This window comes from Bradyrhizobium sp. 199, assembly GCF_023073355.1.
GTDB lineage: Bacteria > Pseudomonadota > Alphaproteobacteria > Rhizobiales > Xanthobacteraceae > Bradyrhizobium.
In genome coordinates this window covers 157,190-175,755 of the sequence record NZ_JADPJI010000002.1, presented here as the reverse complement: position 1 = coordinate 175,755, position 18,566 = coordinate 157,190, and the positions used below count along the sequence as shown (strand labels likewise).

The 18,566-nt window shown below is 55.5% G+C and carries 15 protein-coding genes, 1 tRNA gene and 2 pseudogenes; 8 read left to right on the top strand and 10 right to left on the bottom strand.

Going from position 1 to position 18,566, the window contains the following annotated elements:
- Positions 1-129 precede the first annotated feature (129 nt).
- From IVB28_RS00805 to IVB28_RS00790, 4 genes are all read left to right on the top strand, one after another.
- The gene (locus IVB28_RS00805) at positions 130-3,240 is read left to right on the top strand and encodes an EAL domain-containing protein (RefSeq protein ID WP_247524168.1); all 3,111 of its coding nucleotides are present in this window, start codon (positions 130-132) and stop codon (positions 3,238-3,240) included.
- Entirely contained in the window at positions 3,240-4,301 is a 1,062-nt protein-coding gene (locus IVB28_RS00800; protein ID WP_247524167.1) for a diguanylate cyclase, read from the top strand. Before IVB28_RS00805 ends, IVB28_RS00800 begins: the two co-directional genes overlap by 1 nt.
- Positions 4,302-4,352: 51 nt before the next feature.
- Positions 4,353-4,429, top strand: a tRNA-Arg gene (locus IVB28_RS00795).
- A gap of 94 nt (positions 4,430-4,523) precedes the next feature.
- Complete coding sequence (locus IVB28_RS00790) at positions 4,524-5,537, top strand: site-specific integrase (protein WP_247524166.1); 1,014 nt, start codon at positions 4,524-4,526, stop codon at positions 5,535-5,537.
- Positions 5,538-5,782: 245 nt separating this feature from the next.
- On the opposite strand, the gene IVB28_RS00785 is transcribed toward IVB28_RS00790, so the two are convergent.
- The 7 genes and pseudogenes from IVB28_RS00785 to IVB28_RS00755 form a co-directional block, all read right to left on the bottom strand.
- Positions 5,783-6,097 (bottom strand): DUF3833 family protein, encoded by a 315-nt coding sequence (locus IVB28_RS00785; protein ID WP_346730704.1) that lies wholly within the window; start codon positions 6,095-6,097, stop codon positions 5,783-5,785.
- A 296-nt stretch (positions 6,098-6,393) separates the two neighbouring features.
- Positions 6,394-6,759 (bottom strand): hypothetical protein, encoded by a 366-nt coding sequence (locus IVB28_RS00780; protein WP_247524165.1) that lies wholly within the window; start codon positions 6,757-6,759, stop codon positions 6,394-6,396.
- Positions 6,760-7,042: 283 nt separating this feature from the next.
- Positions 7,043-7,923: pseudogene (ligD, locus tag IVB28_RS00775) on the bottom strand (non-homologous end-joining DNA ligase).
- 62 nt (positions 7,924-7,985) lie between these two features.
- Positions 7,986-9,104: a YaaC family protein gene (locus tag IVB28_RS00770; RefSeq protein ID WP_247524164.1), complete on the bottom strand. Its 1,119-nt coding sequence runs from the start codon at positions 9,102-9,104 to the stop codon at positions 7,986-7,988.
- Complete coding sequence (locus tag IVB28_RS00765) at positions 9,094-9,753, bottom strand: SOS response-associated peptidase family protein (protein WP_247524163.1); 660 nt, start codon at positions 9,751-9,753, stop codon at positions 9,094-9,096. The genes IVB28_RS00770 and IVB28_RS00765 overlap by 11 nt, the downstream gene beginning before the upstream one ends.
- A gap of 6 nt (positions 9,754-9,759) precedes the next feature.
- On the bottom strand, positions 9,760-10,092 hold the full coding sequence (locus IVB28_RS00760; RefSeq protein WP_247524162.1) for a hypothetical protein: 333 nt from the start codon (positions 10,090-10,092) through the stop codon (positions 9,760-9,762).
- 12 nt (positions 10,093-10,104) lie between these two features.
- Positions 10,105-10,517: pseudogene (locus IVB28_RS00755) on the bottom strand (hypothetical protein).
- 129 nt (positions 10,518-10,646) lie between these two features.
- On the opposite strand from IVB28_RS00755, the gene IVB28_RS00750 reads away from it, so the two are divergent.
- Together IVB28_RS00750 and IVB28_RS00745 are read left to right on the top strand one after the other, a co-directional pair.
- Positions 10,647-10,895 (top strand): hypothetical protein, encoded by a 249-nt coding sequence (locus IVB28_RS00750; RefSeq protein WP_247524161.1) that lies wholly within the window; start codon positions 10,647-10,649, stop codon positions 10,893-10,895.
- Positions 10,896-11,358: 463 nt separating this feature from the next.
- A complete protein-coding gene (locus IVB28_RS00745; protein WP_247524160.1) occupies positions 11,359-11,574 on the top strand; it encodes a hypothetical protein in 216 nt (71 codons plus the stop codon).
- Positions 11,575-11,649: 75 nt separating this feature from the next.
- Here IVB28_RS00745 and IVB28_RS00740 read toward each other — a convergent pair whose 3' ends face one another.
- On the bottom strand, positions 11,650-14,106 hold the full coding sequence (locus tag IVB28_RS00740) for an SIR2 family protein (RefSeq protein WP_247524159.1): 2,457 nt from the start codon (positions 14,104-14,106) through the stop codon (positions 11,650-11,652).
- 523 nt (positions 14,107-14,629) lie between these two features.
- Here IVB28_RS00740 and IVB28_RS00735 point away from each other — a divergent pair.
- On the top strand, positions 14,630-15,106 hold the full coding sequence (locus IVB28_RS00735) for a hypothetical protein (RefSeq protein WP_247524158.1): 477 nt from the start codon (positions 14,630-14,632) through the stop codon (positions 15,104-15,106).
- Positions 15,107-15,111: 5 nt separating this feature from the next.
- The gene (locus IVB28_RS00730) at positions 15,112-16,986 is read left to right on the top strand and encodes a hypothetical protein (protein WP_247524157.1); all 1,875 of its coding nucleotides are present in this window, start codon (positions 15,112-15,114) and stop codon (positions 16,984-16,986) included.
- Positions 16,987-17,145: 159 nt separating this feature from the next.
- Here IVB28_RS00730 and IVB28_RS00725 read toward each other — a convergent pair whose 3' ends face one another.
- On the bottom strand, positions 17,146-17,811 hold the full coding sequence (locus IVB28_RS00725) for an HK97 family phage prohead protease (protein WP_247524156.1): 666 nt from the start codon (positions 17,809-17,811) through the stop codon (positions 17,146-17,148).
- On the bottom strand, positions 17,808-18,377 hold the full coding sequence (locus IVB28_RS00720) for a hypothetical protein (protein WP_247524155.1): 570 nt from the start codon (positions 18,375-18,377) through the stop codon (positions 17,808-17,810). Before IVB28_RS00720 ends, IVB28_RS00725 begins: the two co-directional genes overlap by 4 nt.
- Between the last annotated feature and the right edge of the window lie 189 nt (positions 18,378-18,566).

Below are 18,566 nucleotides of genomic sequence, written 5' to 3'. Positions count from 1 at the left end.
TTAACGATGCAGCGCGGCAACATGCTGGACACGTCTGTCATGGCGCAACGCGATTAATGCTTAGGTAACTGGCTTTCCTAAGGTTTACGCCATTTGTGCGGTGTATTTCTGTCCCTCCAGGGAGGGGGAATGCGCCAGGTCTTGTCAGGAGTCGCAGCCGGAATGCCTCTAGCCGCCAGGAACGGCTGGGAAGCAGTGATTCGGCGCGGACCGGTGCTTTGGCTGACCCTGTGCGGCGTGCTGCTGGTCGCGGGGATCTTCGCCGTGACCGCCATGGCCGTCGGCGAATTCCGCGAACGTACCCTGGCGAACCGCGAGCGCGAGCTGGAAAACACGGTGCAGCTGATCGCGCGGCACTTTGATCAGCAGTTTGAAGATTCCGACGTGGTCGCCGCCGATGTGATCGGGCAGATGAACCTGCCGGAGATCACCTCGCCCGCGATGTTCCACGAGCGCATGTCCGGACTTGCGACCAACCAGATGCTGCGCAGCAAGATCAGCTCCGTGTCCTATCTCGGCGACATCGCAATCTACGATGCCGATGGCGAACTGGTGAACTGGTCGCGGGCCCAGCCGTTGCCCAAGATCAACGTCTCCTCGCGCGCCTATTTCCAGACATTCAAATCCGATCCGATGGCGGAATCGGTCATCCTGGAATCGGTCCGCAGCTTCATCATCGGCAAATGGACCACGATCGTCGCACGGCGATTAAACGGTGCCGACGGCACTTTCCTCGGCGCGATGGTCCGGCGCATCGATCCGGACAGTTACCAGCAGTATTTTGCATCTGTCGCGCTTGCCGAGGGCACGGCGATCTCGCTGTTCGACCGCGAAGGCAAGATGCTGGCGCGCTTTCCGCATGTCGAAGAGCTGATCGGCAGGAATTTCAAGGACGCCCCGCTGATGCGCAAAATGCTGGCCGAAGGTGGCCTGCACACCCTACGCGTCAAGGGACCGATCGACGGCGAGGATCGCCTCGGATCGGCGGCATCGCTGTCGCATTTCCCGCTGGTCATCATCGCGACCAGCACCACGGCGGCAGCGCTGGCCGACTGGCGGCAGCAGACGAGCTTCATGGTTGCGACGGCGAGCTTCTCGGCCGGCGTCATCGCGCTAATTCTTTATCTGATCATTCGCCAGATCAACCGGCAGAACCGCGACGCCCGGGAACGGCTGGAAGCGGAGCGGCTGCGGCTCGACACCGCCCTCAACAACATGACCCAGGGGCTGATCCTATACGACGCGAGCGGCTACATCGTCACCTGCAACCGCCGCTATGCCGAGATGTTCGGTCTCTCCCACGGCGTCATCAAGCCCGGCTGCCACATCCGCGAGGCGATGTACCATCGCAAGCAGCGTGGCGCGTTCGATGGCAATGTCGAGGAATTCTGCGCCGAAGTCATGAGGATCGTCGGCGAAGGCACGGTCTCCACCAGGGTCCACGAGCTGCCCAACGGCCGCGCTTTCCAGGTCATCAACACTCCGCTCGCGCAGGGCGGGTGGGTGGCCACCATCGAAGACATCACCGAGCGTCGCAATCTGGAGCAGGAACGCGACCGCAATTACATGTTCCTGCGCGAGATCATCGACCACATCCCATCGCAGATTACGGTGAAGGACGCTCAAACGCGTCAATATCTGTTGGTCAACCGGATCGCAGAGGAGCAATTCGGACAGTCGAGTGAAGACATCGTTGGCAAGACTCCCTTTGACATGTACCCGGAGGCTATCGCCAGGGTCGTCACCGACGACGACAGCAAGGCGCTGCAGATGACCAAGGGATTGTTCAACGACGAGCATGCCTGGCAGAGCCAGACCAACGGGCTGCGCTACATCACCTCGACCAGGATCGGAATCCGCGACAAGTCGGGCGAGCCGCGCTATCTCATCAACGTCGTCGAGGATGTCACCGAACGACGACGCGCCGACGAAAAGATCGCGCATATGGCACATTACGATGCGCTGACCGACCTTCCGAATCGCACGCTGTTCCGCGAGCAGATCGAACGCGAGCTGGCGAATGTCGCCGGCGGCGGACGGTTTGCGCTGCTCTACATCGACATCGACGAATTCAAGGGCATCAACGATTCGCTTGGCCACCATGTCGGCGACGAGCTGTTGAAGGCGATTGCCGGCCGTCTCCGCGGCTGCCTCAAGCAGGGCGACCTGATCGCGCGGCTGGGGGGCGACGAGTTCGCGGTGATCCAGACCGCAATCCAGTCCCCTGCCGATGTGCTGTCGTTCGTGACCAGCATCTATCAGGCCATCCGGCAGCCCTATCATTGTCTCGGCCATCAGCTCTCGACCGACGCAAGCATCGGGATTGCCTTGGCGCCGCAGGACGGCACCGATCTCGACCAGCTCGTCAAGAACGCCGATCTCGCGATGTACGGCGCCAAGTCCCAGGGGCGCCGCAGCCATCGCTTCTTCGAACCGGAGATGGATGCGAGCGCCAAGGCGCGCCTGAGCATGGAGCAGGATTTGCGGCAGGCTCTGGTGAACGGCAGCTTCGAGATCCACTATCAGCCGCTGGTCGACCTGCGCACCAACGAGGTCTCGGGCTGCGAGGCGCTGCTGCGCTGGCGGCATCCCGAGCGCGGCATGGTGTCGCCGGCGGAGTTCATTCCGGTCGCCGAGGATACCGGCCTGATCAACGAGCTCGGCGATTGGGTGCTGCGCATGGCCTGCAACGAAGCCGCGACCTGGCCGGCGCATATCCGCGTCGCAGTCAACGTGTCGCCGGTGCAGCTCAAATGCGACACGCTGGCGCTGCAGATCGCGGGCGCACTCGCCGCCTCCGGGCTGGACCCGCGCCGGCTCGAGCTCGAGATCACCGAGGCCGTGCTGATCCGCGACGACGAGGCTGCGCTCTCGATCCTGCATCAGCTCCGCTCGATCGGCGTGCGTATCGCGCTCGACGATTTCGGCACCGGCTACTCCTCGCTTAGCTATCTCAAGCGCTTCCCGTTTGACAAGATCAAGATCGACCGCTGCTTCGTCGCCGACATCGCGGAGGCGAGCGGCGCGCCGGTGATCGTACAGGCGGTCGTGAACATTGCGGCCGCCAGCAACATGACCACGGTCGCCGAAGGGGTCGAGACCGAGGCGCAGCGCGATTTGCTGCGCGCGCTCGGCTGCACGCAGATGCAGGGCTATCTGTTCAGCCCGCCGAAGCCGGCCAGCGAGGTGCGGAAATTGTTCGGCTCCGGCAGTGCTGGGCCGATGGCGGCGGTGGCCTGATGACGAAGCGCAAAAACTCGGCGAAATCCGTCGACGTCGCGGATTCCTATGCCGTCCGGCTGATGCAGCACCTGGTGGTGCCGACCTTCGTGATCGACCCGAAGCGCCGCGTCGTGATCTGGAATAGGGCCTGCGAGCGGCTGACCGGCGTCCCCGCCTCGGACGTGATCGGCACCAGCAAGCACTGGCAGGCCTTCTACGAGACCAGGCGTCCCTGCCTTGCCGATCTCGTCGCACTCGATCGGCCGGAGCAATTGCCGGAATTCTATTCGGAATATGCGGCGCGCGGCCATAACGGGCTCGGCTTTTCCGCGGAGAACTGGTGCACGATGCCGAAGCTCGGCAACCAGCTCTATCTTGCCATCGACGCCGGCCCGATCCACGACGAAGCCGGTAATTTGATCGCGGTGGTGGAGACGCTGCGCGATCTCACCGACCAGAAGCGCGCCGAGATGGCGCTGAAGGAGCTCGCCACCAAGGACGGCCTGACAGGCCTGTCGAACCGCCGCTCGTTCGACCAGATGCTGATGAGCGAATGGGATCGCGCCCACCGCACGCAGAAGCCGCTGGCGCTGCTGTTCGTCGACGTCGATCATTTCAAGCTGTTCAACGACCAGCACGGCCACCAGGCTGGCGACGAATGCCTGCGCGCGGTCGCCACCGTCGTCAGCCGGCATGCCGTGCGTCCGCTCGATCTCGCCAGCCGCTACGGCGGCGAGGAGTTCGCGCTGATCCTGCCGGACATGGATTGCGATACCGCCTGCGTCATCGCCGACGAGATCCGCTGCGCCGTCATGGCCTTGCGGATCGCCCACGGCGCCGCGGGCGCCGGCGACCACGTCACCCTCAGCGTCGGCGTCGCCAGCCACATTCCAGGTGGGTCCGATGGCGGTCCCGACCGGCTGCTCGGCGCGGCCGACGAAGCGCTCTATGTGGCCAAACGTCTCGGCCGCAACCGGGTCATCTGCGCCGAAAGGGTGCTGGCCGAGCTCGCCGGCCTCGGCCGGGAGGCTGCAGCGGTTCCGGCGCCTGACCGGCGCAAATCAGCCCGCGCGAGATAGGCGAGAAGCGGTTGCCCGCCCCCCGCCAATCGGCTAAATGAACTTCGACTAGCACCCGTAGCTCAGCTGGATAGAGCGTTGCCCTCCGAAGGCAAAGGTCACACGTTCGAATCGTGTCGGGTGCGCCAGCCTTGGAAGCCTTGTTTTAAAGGCTTTTAGCCAGATCGGCCCCCCAGCCACCGAAAAGCTCGCTGTCACAACCGTGTCACAGCGAGGCGATTCATGGCGACCATTCGGCAACGAGGCGAAAAATGGCAGGTTCAGGTCAGGCGGGCAGGCGCTGGGGCCGTGTCCAAATCCTTCCTCAGGAGGAAGGACGCGCAGACTTGGGCGAGGCAAATGGAAATTCGGGCGGACCGCTCCGACCTGCCTGCCGACACTGGTACGCTCAAGACAATAACCTTGGCCGATCTGATCAGCCGCTACCGCACCGAAGTGACACCCAAAAAGCGTGGTGCAAAGATTGAACAGTCTGTGCTCGCACAGATGCTCCGCGACCCCATCTGCAAATTGCCGCTTTCACAATTGGGTACGGCCGATTTCGCGCGTTATCGTGATCGTCGTTTGGCGTTCGTCGCGCCCACAACGCTCAAGCGACAGTTGAACCCCATCCAACACATGTTTGAAGTTGCGAAGCGCGATTGGGCGATTCCGGTCAGAGACAATCCTATCAAAGCGCTTGGCTTCTCGGCGGCGATGCGCATGCGGACTCGCCGATTGCGCCCCGGAGAATTGAACAGATTATTGAAGGCCACTCGCTCTTGCCGAAGCCCCACGATCTCGCAGATAATCCAATTTGCGCTCGCGACGGGGATGAGGCGAGGCGAAATCGCAAATATGCAATGGAAGGACCTCGACCTTAAGAGGAGACTTCTAACAATTCCCGTCACCAAGAACGGTCACGCGAGGACAATTCCGCTTTCGCATCACGCCGTGAAGACGTTACCACGTCGGTCTTCAATCGACGGGCGCCTGTTTTCCATGACAGGGAACGCGATACACTTAGCTTGGGATCGCATTACTGAGCGTGCTGGCATCGATGACTTGCGATTTCATGACCTTCGCCATGAAGCAATCAGTCGCTTTTTTGAACTAGGGCTAACTATCCCAGAAGTCGCCGCGATAAGCGGCCACCGGGATGCAACAATGCTCCTAAAATATGCCCACGCCGCGTCGAAGACGATCTTTTCCAAATTGAACGCAAAGGCGCCCCCTAATGAACGACGGGCGGCATGATACTCCGTTGCGGGAGCATCCAGGGTTCGTGACCCAAACGCCGGAACAAACAATTGCTAAAGTAAGCGACGAGGCAGATTGCCTAAACCTTCCGATACGTAACGTGCGCTGTCGCAAACGGAATGCCCGCGCGCCCCGCGCTACCCCGAACGATGCAAGCCTTTTTCGTCTATCGCATAAAACCAGTCATCGAAGTTCAGCTTGATCGATTTCCCGTCGCCTTGCGGTGTGTCACGCTTATACTTTCAATGGAAGGCGCAACCGGCTTGCTTGCCAACGGCTTCGCCTTCTAGGCGATTTTGAAGCCCTGTGTATTGGCCTTCGCCGCTTTTGTGGATCGTCCAGCGTAGTGTGTCGCTCTGTCCGTCATCAAAGGTATAGGTTTCCGTAAAAACAACTGTGTCAGTATCCGCGTCCAGTTCGCCATGGGCGGCGATGCTTGCGCGCTTAAGCAGCCCGCCAACAAGGCTTTCGACTACCGCCCAACCTTCCAAGCGGCCGACGAAGAACTTTTCAGGAAGAAACAACAGCGAGGTGCCTGCGAATGCGTCGATGGCCATGACCAATCCTTGCGAATGGATCGATCTAAAGAGTCCCGCTCAGGATAAGTTCCTGACCTGTCGCGGGAACATCGTCGGCTCTTTGCGCTCCACCATGTTCAACACGCTTCGACATGACGGACATTCGTAAGAGCGGAGTTCGTATTTTTCCGCCACTGGCTCAAATCGGACCAATTCGCGAATGGTCTCGCATGGTGTGCAACGAGGAACGTTCATGGATTGTCGGGCGATTAATTGATCGGCGCCTGCGATCCTAAACCATGCTCCCATCCGGTGAACCAAACCTAGGTTGAATTTCAGGTGGCGCAATCAACTTCAACTAGACCAAACCGCTGGCGCCCTTCGATCCGACTGATTGCGGCTAACACATCGTCATTCGTGAGTGCGTCCATCAGCTTCTCTACTGTGAATTCTGCACTCCGTGGGACGGCGGGGATGAGATAGTGACTCAACACAGAACGAGCTTCCAGAAACGCCGATAACAGAGTCTGAATATCTGAGCGTTTCGGTATGATCGACGGCGCGTGTTCTTCCTCAATCGGATATTCAACTGCCGCGCCTTCAGGATCGTTTTCGCGAAGCCATTCGACGGCCGAATCGCTCGAAGCGAAGACCTTCACGCAATCGTTCTCGACGTTGACGTATAGCCAAATGCTCGCCATGGTTAAGTCTCACCTCGAACAGGGTAAGCCCAAACGACACCTTCAGGATCGTTTTCGGCGAGCCATGCGTCGGGGGCTTCTTCAGTGGCGAAGACCTTCACCCAATAGACATCGTCGATATTCTTGCCGCTTTCTTCGTAAATCCAAACAACGGGAGGCTGTTGTCGCGCGGCTTCGTTGACTTTCTCCCGGTCAAGCTGATCGACCTCAGGCAGACCCGTGACGGCGTGGAAAAGTTCAGCCGGGATCGTACGCCGGTCACTCGGTGGCTTTTCCGCCCATTCTACCCATGCCGCAACTTCCCTTCGGCGCTCTTTGCACGATATTCGACTTCGGCCAAAAGCTTCGGTTCGACCCAAACGCCGCGATGCGCAATGCATTTTGTGTAGGGTTGGGTTCTTCGTACCAGAGGCTTGAGTTTTCGCTGTAGTTCTTTGGCGTCGTCAGGCGAGAAGCCGTGATCGACTTTCCCGGCGTACACGAAGTCACTGCCGTTGCGACGGCCGATGTACATGCCATCCCACTTGGTACGTCTAAAGCGTATCCGGCGATGGCGAGCGTTTCACGTTGGGCACACGTCGCTTTGATCCAGACATTGCCTCTCCCGCTTTCATATCGACCGTCACGGACTTTCGAAACGACTCCTTCCAAGCCGGTTTTGCACGCGTGCTTGAACATGTCATGGCCGTCGATTTCAAAGCTTTCGCTAAACTGAATATCTGTCCCGCTGATGATCTTGCGCAGTAACGCCTTACGCTCAAAGAGCGGCACTGCGCGCAGATCGCGGCCGTCCAGGTACAGAAGATCGAAAGCCACCATTACGATTTTAGTAGACCGGCCTTTCAATTCATTCTGAAGAACTGAGAAGTCAGTCGTACCGTCGGCGGCGGGAACGACGACTTCGCCATCTATAATCGCGGTCTCAGCTTTTACCTGGAAGGCGTCATGCGCGATCTTGCGGAAGCGGTGTGTCCAATCGTGACCACGGCGTGTGAAGACCTTCACGTCTGAGTTCGCAATGTGCACTTGAACGCGGTAGCCGTCAAATTTGATCTCGTGAATCCACCTATCCCCGCTCGGTACCCGACCCATTAGGGTGGCTAAAGCGGGTTCGATAAAGCCCGGGAAGCGGGCTTTTACGCCGACTGGTGGACTCCCACGCATACGGCCGATTCAAGACGGAAGGGTAGCGTTCGTTCCAAAAAAACGATCCGCAATTGAACCGTTTACACGCTCGGATCAATTACCTGCCGCACCAGCGTCGGAAAGTTGTTCAGAGCCGATTCCATGAAATCCTCGATGAGCGAAAGCGCTCCATCGTCGGCGACTTTATTCTGAGTATCGGAATGCGAGAGCGCATGCTGCCACACCTGCGGACGATAACGAGCTAACGAACTCAGCAAAAAGGCCGCAGCAAATTGAATGCTGGAATCCGGGAGTTCGACTCCGTTCAACTTGTCTATCATCGCCAAACGATCACCTTCTACTCCTCCGGTTAGCGGAGGAAGAATGTCAAGCCAGTACACTCCACTCTCGTTATTGGTTTTAGCAGAGAATCCGTCGTTAGCTTGAATTAGGTTTTCATCGGCCAACTCGCCAGATCGCGGCTTTTCTCTATTTGTAAAAATCAGAACAGAGTTATTCCAGGCGAGAGTTGCATGAGAAAAACACCAGTTATTTAACCAAGGAAATTTTGCTCGCCATTTTGCGACTATATCGCGTAACCCGTCTTTTCCCGCAAACAGGATAGGGTCATCGATCCTAAGATCGACCAATCCGTGATTGTAATTGATGTCAACGGACCAACACAGGGGATCATTACCGAACGTGCGGCGGAATGATCGTTGCAAGCTTGGAATCCTCCTCAGCAACTCTTCTAAAGTTGTCTCGGTGCCCGCCACGCGGATAGCCGACTCAAATGGCTTGGCTTCCTGCTTAGGCATTGAGCCGTCATAGTACTTTAGGACACCCAACTGCGCCACCGTGTCATTAAAATCTTGAAAAATACCTGCTTCTAGAAATTTTACTTTCATCCCCGCTATCGTTGTCGCATCGTCTGACACGTCGGACAGTCCGTGCGATTGCACAAGCGTTGAAATGGAGCGGAGAGTTCGGGCGAGGACCATAGCTTTAGCGAAGCCCTCCATTCCGTAATACAATTGCAATGGCCGTATTTGTAGCGGCGAGGCCGTTGCCGCATCAAAAAAAAGACGCCCTTGTTGTAAGCAAGCGGAAATATCACGCGCCACTTCGGTGCTAGGCGTTCGTCCCGAGACGCGCTTGATAACTTTTTTGAGATTTGTAGTGCTCTCTAAGAACCGAATGCCTTCTGAGTTAGACGCCATGATCTTCCTTTTCCGCTCCCCGGCCCACGATCATCAATCGACCATCCGCTAACGGCCTCTGCAACGCCTTAGCTTCGTCCCAAGGCGCCCGCATCCACACGTTCCGTTCCTCATCCGTCGTGAGGATCACCGGCATTGCCCTGGGGTGAATCGGCTCGACGGTGCCGTTAGGCGTGGTGGTTAGAAACCCATAAACATTGTGCGGGCCAGATACCGGTTTTGACTTCGTGCCACGGTCACCCTTGTAGACGGTCCAGATGCCAGCGAATGCGGTAAGCGGCCTGTTTTCGTTCAAGGCGAACCATACTACGTCTTTTTTCTTGGTCTCAGGGTTTGGTTCGGACGCGTATTCGGCGAAACTGTTGAATGGGACAAGACAGCGGTTCTCTGGCTTTAACCATCCTCGCCAATGCGGCGATGACGTGTTGCGAATGTTTGTGACCGGTGGACCACCTGTGCGAGGCGGCGGCGGCATGCCCCAACGCATAAGCGCCAATTCTGTCCCGCTGTCGGTGTTTCGCACTACAGGCGCGGGGTAGTCGGGAAACACGCCGGGCATTGGCGCGAGGTTGCCGACGTATCGATTGACGATGCGAAAGAGCGCGGCAATGGCAGCTTGGTTCGTGGTGATGCTGTAAAGATTGCACATGGGCCGTCAGATCGATGGATTCCAAGTCAAGGTAACGGTCTCGACTCCACCACTGACCGAATTCTGAAGCGGTTCTATGAAACGCGCATGCGCCGCGATCGTCATGCACCCGTGATCCATTCGCTTTGCTACGCCATCTGCCGTCATGAATGCGATTGGAAGTGTCTTTGATTGAGTCTGTTCGGCGAGTCGAACCAAATTCCTATAGAAGGCCGACTGGCGCGCAGTCTGTCCGGCCGGGGCGTCGCCAAATTCATTGGCCGGGCGAGGTTTAGTCGGATTACTTAGGGTCTTTGCTCCCGGTGCCTCTTCCCATTGGAAATTCAACGTCAAGGACATCAATGCTTCTCCCTATCGTTCTCCCGGCCACCAAGTTGAAGGCGGATGGCGAGCCGATATCTCCGTTGGTCGAAGCGCGACCAATGCGCTTCGCTTATATGGATAGCGTCGCACTGCCGAGCAGTCCTTGCAACGCAAGTACCGCTCCAATTCATGAATCGGCGTCGTCTTCGCGCGCCTAACGATTTCCAAGGCTACGGCTTGGTTGGTATTGCAGCCCAGGCAGCGAACTTCCAAGTATGGGTAACCGCCGTTGATGGCGTCGCGATTGTCGGTAATGGCTGCGCGGGTCCCTTGTAGCCAAGCATTCGGTAATTCCATGCTTCGCATGCAAGCTTGTCAGCGGCCTTGCGCGCTTCCTTGGCGCGTTCGGCCGACATTCTTATCTGCGTGCCGTAGAGGTATTCGCGGGATTTGGTGGTCATCGCGCTACAGAGAAGCGCACCGGACGGGCTTGATCAAATTATCAATCTATTGGTCGTGCGTATGCGATTGACCTACCCGTTGTGGTGGGTGTGGACAATTATCCGCTGGAAGCGAAGAGGCTACCAACCGTGGATAAGCTTGCTTTGGTGGCTAAATCCGAAGCATGGTGCCACATTGTGCAAATGTTTAAAGCTCAAATTGTGTTGGTTGACTTGCACGGTCCCGACGATGCCGGAATCAGCATCCACACGATTGCGGAAGAATTCTTTACCAAGGAAGAAGCCGACCAGGCAGCCCGCTTCTACCTGACGATACTGCAACGCCCAATAGGCACTGCAACCTATCGGGTCGTAGACAATGAGGGGACAGTGTATTGATTGCTAAACGCGCCACAACGACAAATTTCGCGAAGGAAAAAATGCGGAATAGGCTTGCTGGAGTCTTCTGCTTACTGGCTGCCACCGACGCTTCCGCTAATTCGATTGAAGTTGCGGCTCTTGGCGCAGGTACCGCAACCTGCGGACAGTATAGCAGCCTTTACAAGGCGGACCCCACCGGGGCCGACAATACCTTTGTCGGTTGGGTAACTGGTTTTCTTTCAGGATTGAACTTGGCCGCTCTTTCACGCGGCGAGCAGAGTCGGAACCTTGGCGACTTGAAATCCACCACACGCCTCTTGCATTCTTATTGCGACACACACCCACTTCAGAGGTGGGACAGGCCGCTATGACAATTTACCGTTCGCTACCGCTCGTTTCCATGAAACAGAGGAAGTCGGACTGATCAGCAAAGCTCAATAGGACATATTGCGAACGAGAACAAAGCTGGTACACTCGCCAAATGCCTGTTTCCGCCCCAAGCCATCCGCCCGATCCCGATCCGCTCGAAGTGGCGGCGGATCAAGCCATAGCCGCTTGCGGTGGCGATGCGCGCGAAGCGGTCAAAGCGCTGATCGTGGCGAACGAGTACCTTGAGCACCGTCTTCAAGAGCTTGCATCGCCTGGCTACGCGCGCGGGCGAGTGCTGCCGCGTGATCGGAAAGATTGGTACGATTGAAGCATTTGAAATGGCAGAGTCTAGTTGGCGTTGCGCCATTTCTGACCGCTGCACGGCTCGGGCGTACTTGGCCAGTCAGTCTTCAAATTCAAGTTCGGTTGGTCCAACGTCCACATCCACGCCGGAACCAAGGCTCCTCATTCGTGCCTCAAGACGAGCAACCCGCCGGCTGATGTCTGTATCCTCAGTTTGGTCCTCTGCGTCTTTCAGTTGCGCTATTGCCGCGTAGAATACGTCAGGCCGGCGAGTCAGTTTCATCGTCGCCAGTCCTACTTCGCAATATGCAGTGAGAACTGCTTTGTTAACTGCGAATCGTTCCGCCGCCGCCGCCGCCGCTTCACGCGCTTTTTCCAAAAGCACTATGCGGTCTTCGTCCATTAAGCCCGGAGAGCGTATCGCACGGGCCACTGCCAAGTCGATCTTATATCGTGTGGTTGGCCCATCGGCGCTGCGAAAGTCCTTTTGGAAGAGACGCATTTCTGTATCCGCCTGATCGTACTCGCCCAATGCGATTAGGTTCCGCATTAGACGATGCCGTGGCACCCGTTCCCGTGGAGCGGTTGAAATCATCATCCTAAGGATAATGTTTTGCTCCCTCTTGTCGGTGAGCGTCGCCAGGCCAGTCTCGACATTGCATAGTTCTCGGATAGTTCGAATCTCGATTTCATACGTTGGAGAAATCGCTGCGACAACGCGCTTAAAAAGTTCGAACCGGCTGTTTTCAAGGTAGTATTTTTGCTGAGCGATGATACCCATGATCACTAGGTGTCGCCCTCTCCAAGCAAATATCCCCTGACGCTCATCTACCGTCTCTTCATGAATTATGTCTGCGAGATCTGTCACTACGTTTGAGACATACGAAGCTCCTATGCCGAGTAAACGTATGATCAATTGACGATGAACGTGAACGCCCGCCCATTCCATAGCCGCAACGCTCTTGTATACATCTTGAAGTGTCGGATTCAGAGTCGCGTACTCGCGTAGTATGATGTCGTCAAAATTGTCAGATGAGAAAATATTCTTAAGGCAGACAAACATGTCCGCTTCGCATCGCTCCGTGAGCCTTCGCCTGCGTTCCGGCCGCGAAAACCCTGCAAAGCCTCGCTCGACCAAATCGCGAATATCTTTTATCTGCTCCGCGAGGTCCAGAAGTCGATCAATTTCATTCGATTGAACACGATTGAGATTATATTCTTGCGCGGCCTTGTGCAGACTCGGCACCTTAACTCGCGGATGCCAGTGATTCACAGAGGATATAAGTACGAGCTTCAAAGACACGTTGGCGTCAGAGGCTAGGTAATCGGAGAGCTTGTTAACATCTGACAAGTCGAGATGAGCTTCATCGATTATCAAGCAGCCGACTAATCCGTTACTCTTCAGAAATTGCGCTACCTTCCTCCATGCTTCGGAAAGCAAAGGCTGTTCGCGCTTGTGTTCCCAACAAAAAACCTTTGCTCGCAGCAAATTGGTCGCCAGTTGACGAGCTGCGGTGGTCTTGCCGGTGCCGGCAGGTCCCAGCACAACAGCAATGTGCTTGTCAGACTTAAAGAACTGCCCCTCAATAGCGATAACAACATTCCTTTTGAATGTGTAGCCAGCTTCGATATCCGCGTAAGATGCTGGCCAGCCATTGAACATCGCACTAACTTTTGGTGCGGCAGTTGCTACCTGGTGAGCGATATCGATAGTTGTTGGCCTTAAGCCTGCTTGCTCATCGAGAGGGTCGCCGGTGGCTGGTGCTGCTACCGGCGGGCGCACAATCAGCGTCGTGAGCCCCGCGAAGAAGTCATCAATGCCGCCGAAGCAAACGGAGATACCCCTCGACTCAAATAAGAGTGCGCGCCCGTCGTCGCGAGTGAAAGAGAAGAGAGTTACCCGGCCACCACCTCCTGACTTTTGTATTAGGCCGAGAGCACGATCAACCACACTCTTAATGTCTGGATCTGCAAGCGAGTGCCCAATGACGATTAGATGGTTGCCAGCAATGTCGGCGCGCAAGCGGTCCCACAACTGCTCACGGAAATCGGCAGTTTGATCATAGTCGCCTTCGGTGAGGATTATTCGAGACTTGTTTCCGTCAGCAACATCTTTATCAATCGTTCCGTGAATTTTGAAAATCTGAATCGCATCGGGATCACGATCTACGCCAAAGTCAAAATTGCAAGAATACACTGCGCAAGACGCTGAACGGCGCTTATAGCTATCTTCAATAAGCGTGTCATAATTCGTAGTGAATATGCATTTCCATGGCAGAAGTGGGAGGTTGAGCAGGGCGCCCGTCGGCTCCAAGCCCTTAAATTTTGTTCTAAGCTCCGCGATCAGTGTTTTCCTGTCTCTTGTGCTGACTTCGATGATGCTCGTCTGTTCAGCCAAGTTGTACTGAGACGCGGAGATGCCGAATTTGCTCTCGAAGTGTCTTTGTAAGTCCTGAACACTAGGAGCGTTGGAGGGCATTGAAGAGCCGGAACCGAATAACAATATCGTTCGCTCGGGTCTCAAGCTTTTGATTACGTCATCAACGGAAACGGGCACGGTGAAAACCTTTCAGGCGCAATCACTTCAAAGTTCGCAACTCTAGGACTGCGCTAGTCCGGCTATCAATGCAACTTTGGAAAGATCTATGGAGTATCCACCTTATTTCCTGTGAGAGGACGGATTAGATGCTCAGTCCGCGCGCCGACCCCCGTGAATTTACGGATAAGCATGTCTCTAGGTGGGTAGGTAGCTCCTCAGAGCTGCGTCCCGTAGGTCGAGATTCCCCATTTTGCGGATATGTGAATTTTCCTATGGACCGGTCGAAGCCCCTTAGGTGCTAGGGATCGAACGCCCCCCCGGCCGCAGCCCTTAGACCAGCTTCGCTTGACACATTGCGCGACCCTTAGCGGGAGAGCTGCATCTGATAGAAGAGGTTGTATCTCTAACGACCGACCGGCTGAACCTTTGGCTTCCCATTTCGCTAAAGATCCAAGTAATCTACTTAGGGTGGCTATGACCGCTAGCGGGCGGTTCGGCAGCGTTCGTTTCTAGCAGGTCTTTTTCCTTGGGGTATTCTCCGATGTGGAACCGCGCGAAAATCTGGATTCCTTCATTATTGATACTGGCGGTAGCTGCTTTTTTTCTGTCTCTAGTGTTTTTCGCCGTGCAGCTCTTCATCCATTCCAAGAGCCTTACGGAATTCAATCTGAATGATGGGCCGACCGCCGAACTCCTCAAGGCAGATCCAAAAAATCCGCTGTTGCTAGCAAGCGGAGCGGTCGTGGGAATATTCTCGAAGATTGTCTTCGATCTACTGTCGGCGACTGACGAAATTATCCTAAAGCTACTTGCGAGCCGGCTAAGCCTATTTCGGTCCATACTGAGAGGGCTTTTCTTCCCTCTAATGATAACTCCTATTGTCCTGATGAGCTTATACGGCAAGCTCGATGCTTCAAACAGCGACCTCCTGAATTTTCTGTTCGCTTACCAAAGCGGCTTCTTTTTTCAAAGCATAGTCGGCCGCGAACTGACATCGACCAATAAACAGGTGGAGTAGATATTATGTGGCGGGCGCTTATCATTTGTATCGTCGTCGGGTTGATCGCCAGTCGAGCTGACGCGCGGTTCGACGAGCTTCTGGTCAATGATCGGCTGGACAACACTCACTCCGCCCCGATCCGGGAATTGCTTAGCGAGTCCGAAAACGTCAGAAGCAAATTTACCTCTGTGCACATAAACGAACCCTACACGTCCGATGGCTTGCATATCTACCTTGTGCCGTCTTCTAAGATATCGAACGACATCAAAGATATGGAAACCGCCAGCATTTTGAAGAGACTGAAGAACAATGCGACCGCGGTACTGCCGAATATCGTTTTCATTGATTCCGAATTAATCGACTATCTTGCAATCAACGCGAATATAGACACTTGGTATAGAGTGCAAGCAAGCTTGGCCGGAATATCTCTTCTGAACCTAAGAGCCGCCATTCCCAGGGACACGATTATATTTGAGGCGTATCGATCGAGTCGGATGTTAGGAGCAATTGGCGACATCGATCGTATTAAGATCACTTACAGAGAGGGCAAGACTGAACTTACAAGATCGGAGATATCCAACTACGGTAAGCTGTCCACGATTGCCGCATCTGTGTTCAAGGAAGCCAATGACGCGCAATTCCAGAGCCTGAACTATGTGATAAAGGCATCGTTAGCGCCGGTAGTTTTTCATGAGTTGGGTCATTTGACCGCGGGCAACGCTGGGGAGTTCTACCAGATAATACAGAACTACTTTATTCAACGGGAACGAGCCAAGCTTATCAAAATCGAAGATCAGGCCGACGAATTCTCCGCTAAGGCGCTGGCGGAATTCATGGGAAGGCAGAAGCTGTCGGATGCTCAGCCCCTCCGAAGCTTTCAAACGGTGTATGTTCAACAACCAATCATAGCGTCAATTAAGTACTTCAGGGACGCGGCCTTAATGGATCTTTTCGACGGATTCAGATCTCTATCATACGATGATCTGTTTTTCGAACTATACCACAAGGCATGTCTTACGACTGATGGCGATCCGTCCTTTGAAAAAATGAAGAACATCATTTATGGGAAGTGGGGCTTTCTGCCGATAATGACGGCCGATGAGCGCCAAGCAATGAAGCAAAAGCTGACTAGCTCTTTCGCGAACGCAACTCACTCGCACGACCTAATTCGCAGTGAGAGGTTTTACGCTTCGCTCGGTGAGGCGATGAAGGCTGATCTGTCTGGCCTCTCAAAAACGTACAGCGAGATGGTCCAGAGGCTAGCGACGGACGAAGCTGACCTCTTTCCGGGAAGGTTTGTGCAGAACGGCCTTGGAATTACGTCGGGCGACGTCCACTCTGTCTTTAATGCTAATTCGATCAAAAAGGGGGCATCATGCTCGAATTGTTCGGTGGGCATCTTCGAGGGCGGTTCTGTCGATGTTGTAGGAGAAGATAACGTCGGCTTTATTAGGATGATTTTTCGTGAGCCGGATAAAGACATCGACCTTGTTTATGCTCAGTTGAAAGTTCTGCTTTCCAGAGTGAAGAAGCTCAAGCAGATGGACCAGAAGAATCAGCGATGGCTTGAGAAGACGATAGAGACCACACTTTTAGATACCAAAACATGCGGTTACGGCGACGAGATGTTTTCGGCAGAGGGATTTTCGGTAAAGATATTTCGTACGCAGAAGTCCCGCGCTCTCGTTGTGACGATAACGGCCGACGACGAGCCGGACAACGATTATACAGCGGGCAAGTTCACGCCCGGTCGCCTCTTAAGTAAGTACGGCATCCAACTACTGCCAAACATGGTGTTGCGGCCCACCGAAGTTACGTTCGAAGATCTTGGCGTTTCGACGAAGCCTGAACGGGGGAATCAGCGCGAGCAATCAAAGGCCAAGAAGAAGAAGAGCTAACTGCACCCCGATCAGTGTTAGCCGCATCTGTCTCTGTAGAATGCTCTAGACCCTCTGCTCAATCACCCTCAACGATCTGGTGGCGGGAACGGACACCCCGCCACCATATCGCCGCGCTCAACGTCGGGACGCCGTGAGCGCTGACCGTCACACCCGTATCTAGTGACGGTTTCGAAGTGCCTCTTGCAGTGCGGCGAGCGCCTTCGTGACGCGGTTAGCCGAACTATCTTTAAGAATGCGAAGCGACTCCGCGTCGTCTTCAAGTGAGCGCGCGCCATCTGCGTCGATCAATCCGCAGAACGCGGGTTTGCATGCCCCGACTGGCACAAGACTCAGTTCTTCAAGCGTTGCTGACTTAATCACCTTGATGCGAGCGCCTTCAATATCGAAGAACTCTCCGCCGTGCATGATCAGGCCAGCCGAAAGGGCGGTGCGCTCGCCTCGCTTGACTGTTTCGTATGCTTTCCGGCGCTTCGGATCTTTTCCGATAACAAGCCGCATTGCCAGGCCGTAGTCGTCGCAATGCAGTTGCAGCCCGCTCTGAGTCGTTGCGTAAATTTCGCTCTCGTCATGATCGAATAGCAGGCGCTTTGGCTCGCCCCACATTGGATTTTTGATTGCGTGCGGCTCGAAATAGATCAATTGACCTTTGTATTCGACAATTGTGCGCCAGCGAAGTCCGTAGCCCTGTAAATGCTGCCGCACCTCTTCATTCGGCTGAGCAACGCTGATTGACTTCCCATCTACCGCCGAAACGAAGCCACCGCCGCCGTATTCCAGGTCGAGCGGCCGTCCGGCCGCAATTTCATACTCGCGCTTGGTCATTGGGGAAATTCCATCGGTAACGACCGGAGAAGACCCGCTTTGACGCATTCCCGCAGAAAGATTTCGAAATCGCTTGTGCCGTTGGGCACGCCCAGGAACTCTGGTTCAAGTCTGAATACTCCATAGGTGCCGAGACCCTGGTTTAACAAGCCTCGCTTCAACCGAAATATCTCGCAATGCTGAGTGTAGAGGTCGAAGAGCAGCGACGCTAAGCGCTTTTCTGCCTTAGCGTAGAGTGGCACCACCAGTTCGTCACACATCTTTCCACCAGCTTCTCGCCGAACGGCCACCACTTTGGCTTTTTGCGCCTTCAACGCATCTTCAAGCGCGCGAAACTCCCGAAGGGCCGTCTTGAATTCGCTGTCTAGATCGGCAAGCGGCTCGCCTTTAACCGCACGCTCAGCATCTGCCGCGCGCTCTTCCTTACTCGGACCTTCTTGAAGGCGGTCCCGCAACATCAACGCCCGCTGCTCTGCTTCCTTGGTCCGCAGAGCTAAATCGTCTTCCTTCGAAACTTCCTCTCGGACTTCGAGGCTGTAATCCTCAACGTTCGGTACTTTGGTCATTCTCGTTCCCATGGCTGTTCTGCCGCGCCTGCCGAAGCGAGCACGCTGTTTTTGGTCTCATAGTTCCGTTCAAATGCGCCCCGCCCTTGGTGGCTCGGTGCGCTGGTGTTGGGGCTGTTTTGCTAAGCTGTAATGAGTAAGAAAAAACCGCCCTTACACCCTTACACCAACCAGCAAAACCACATTAGT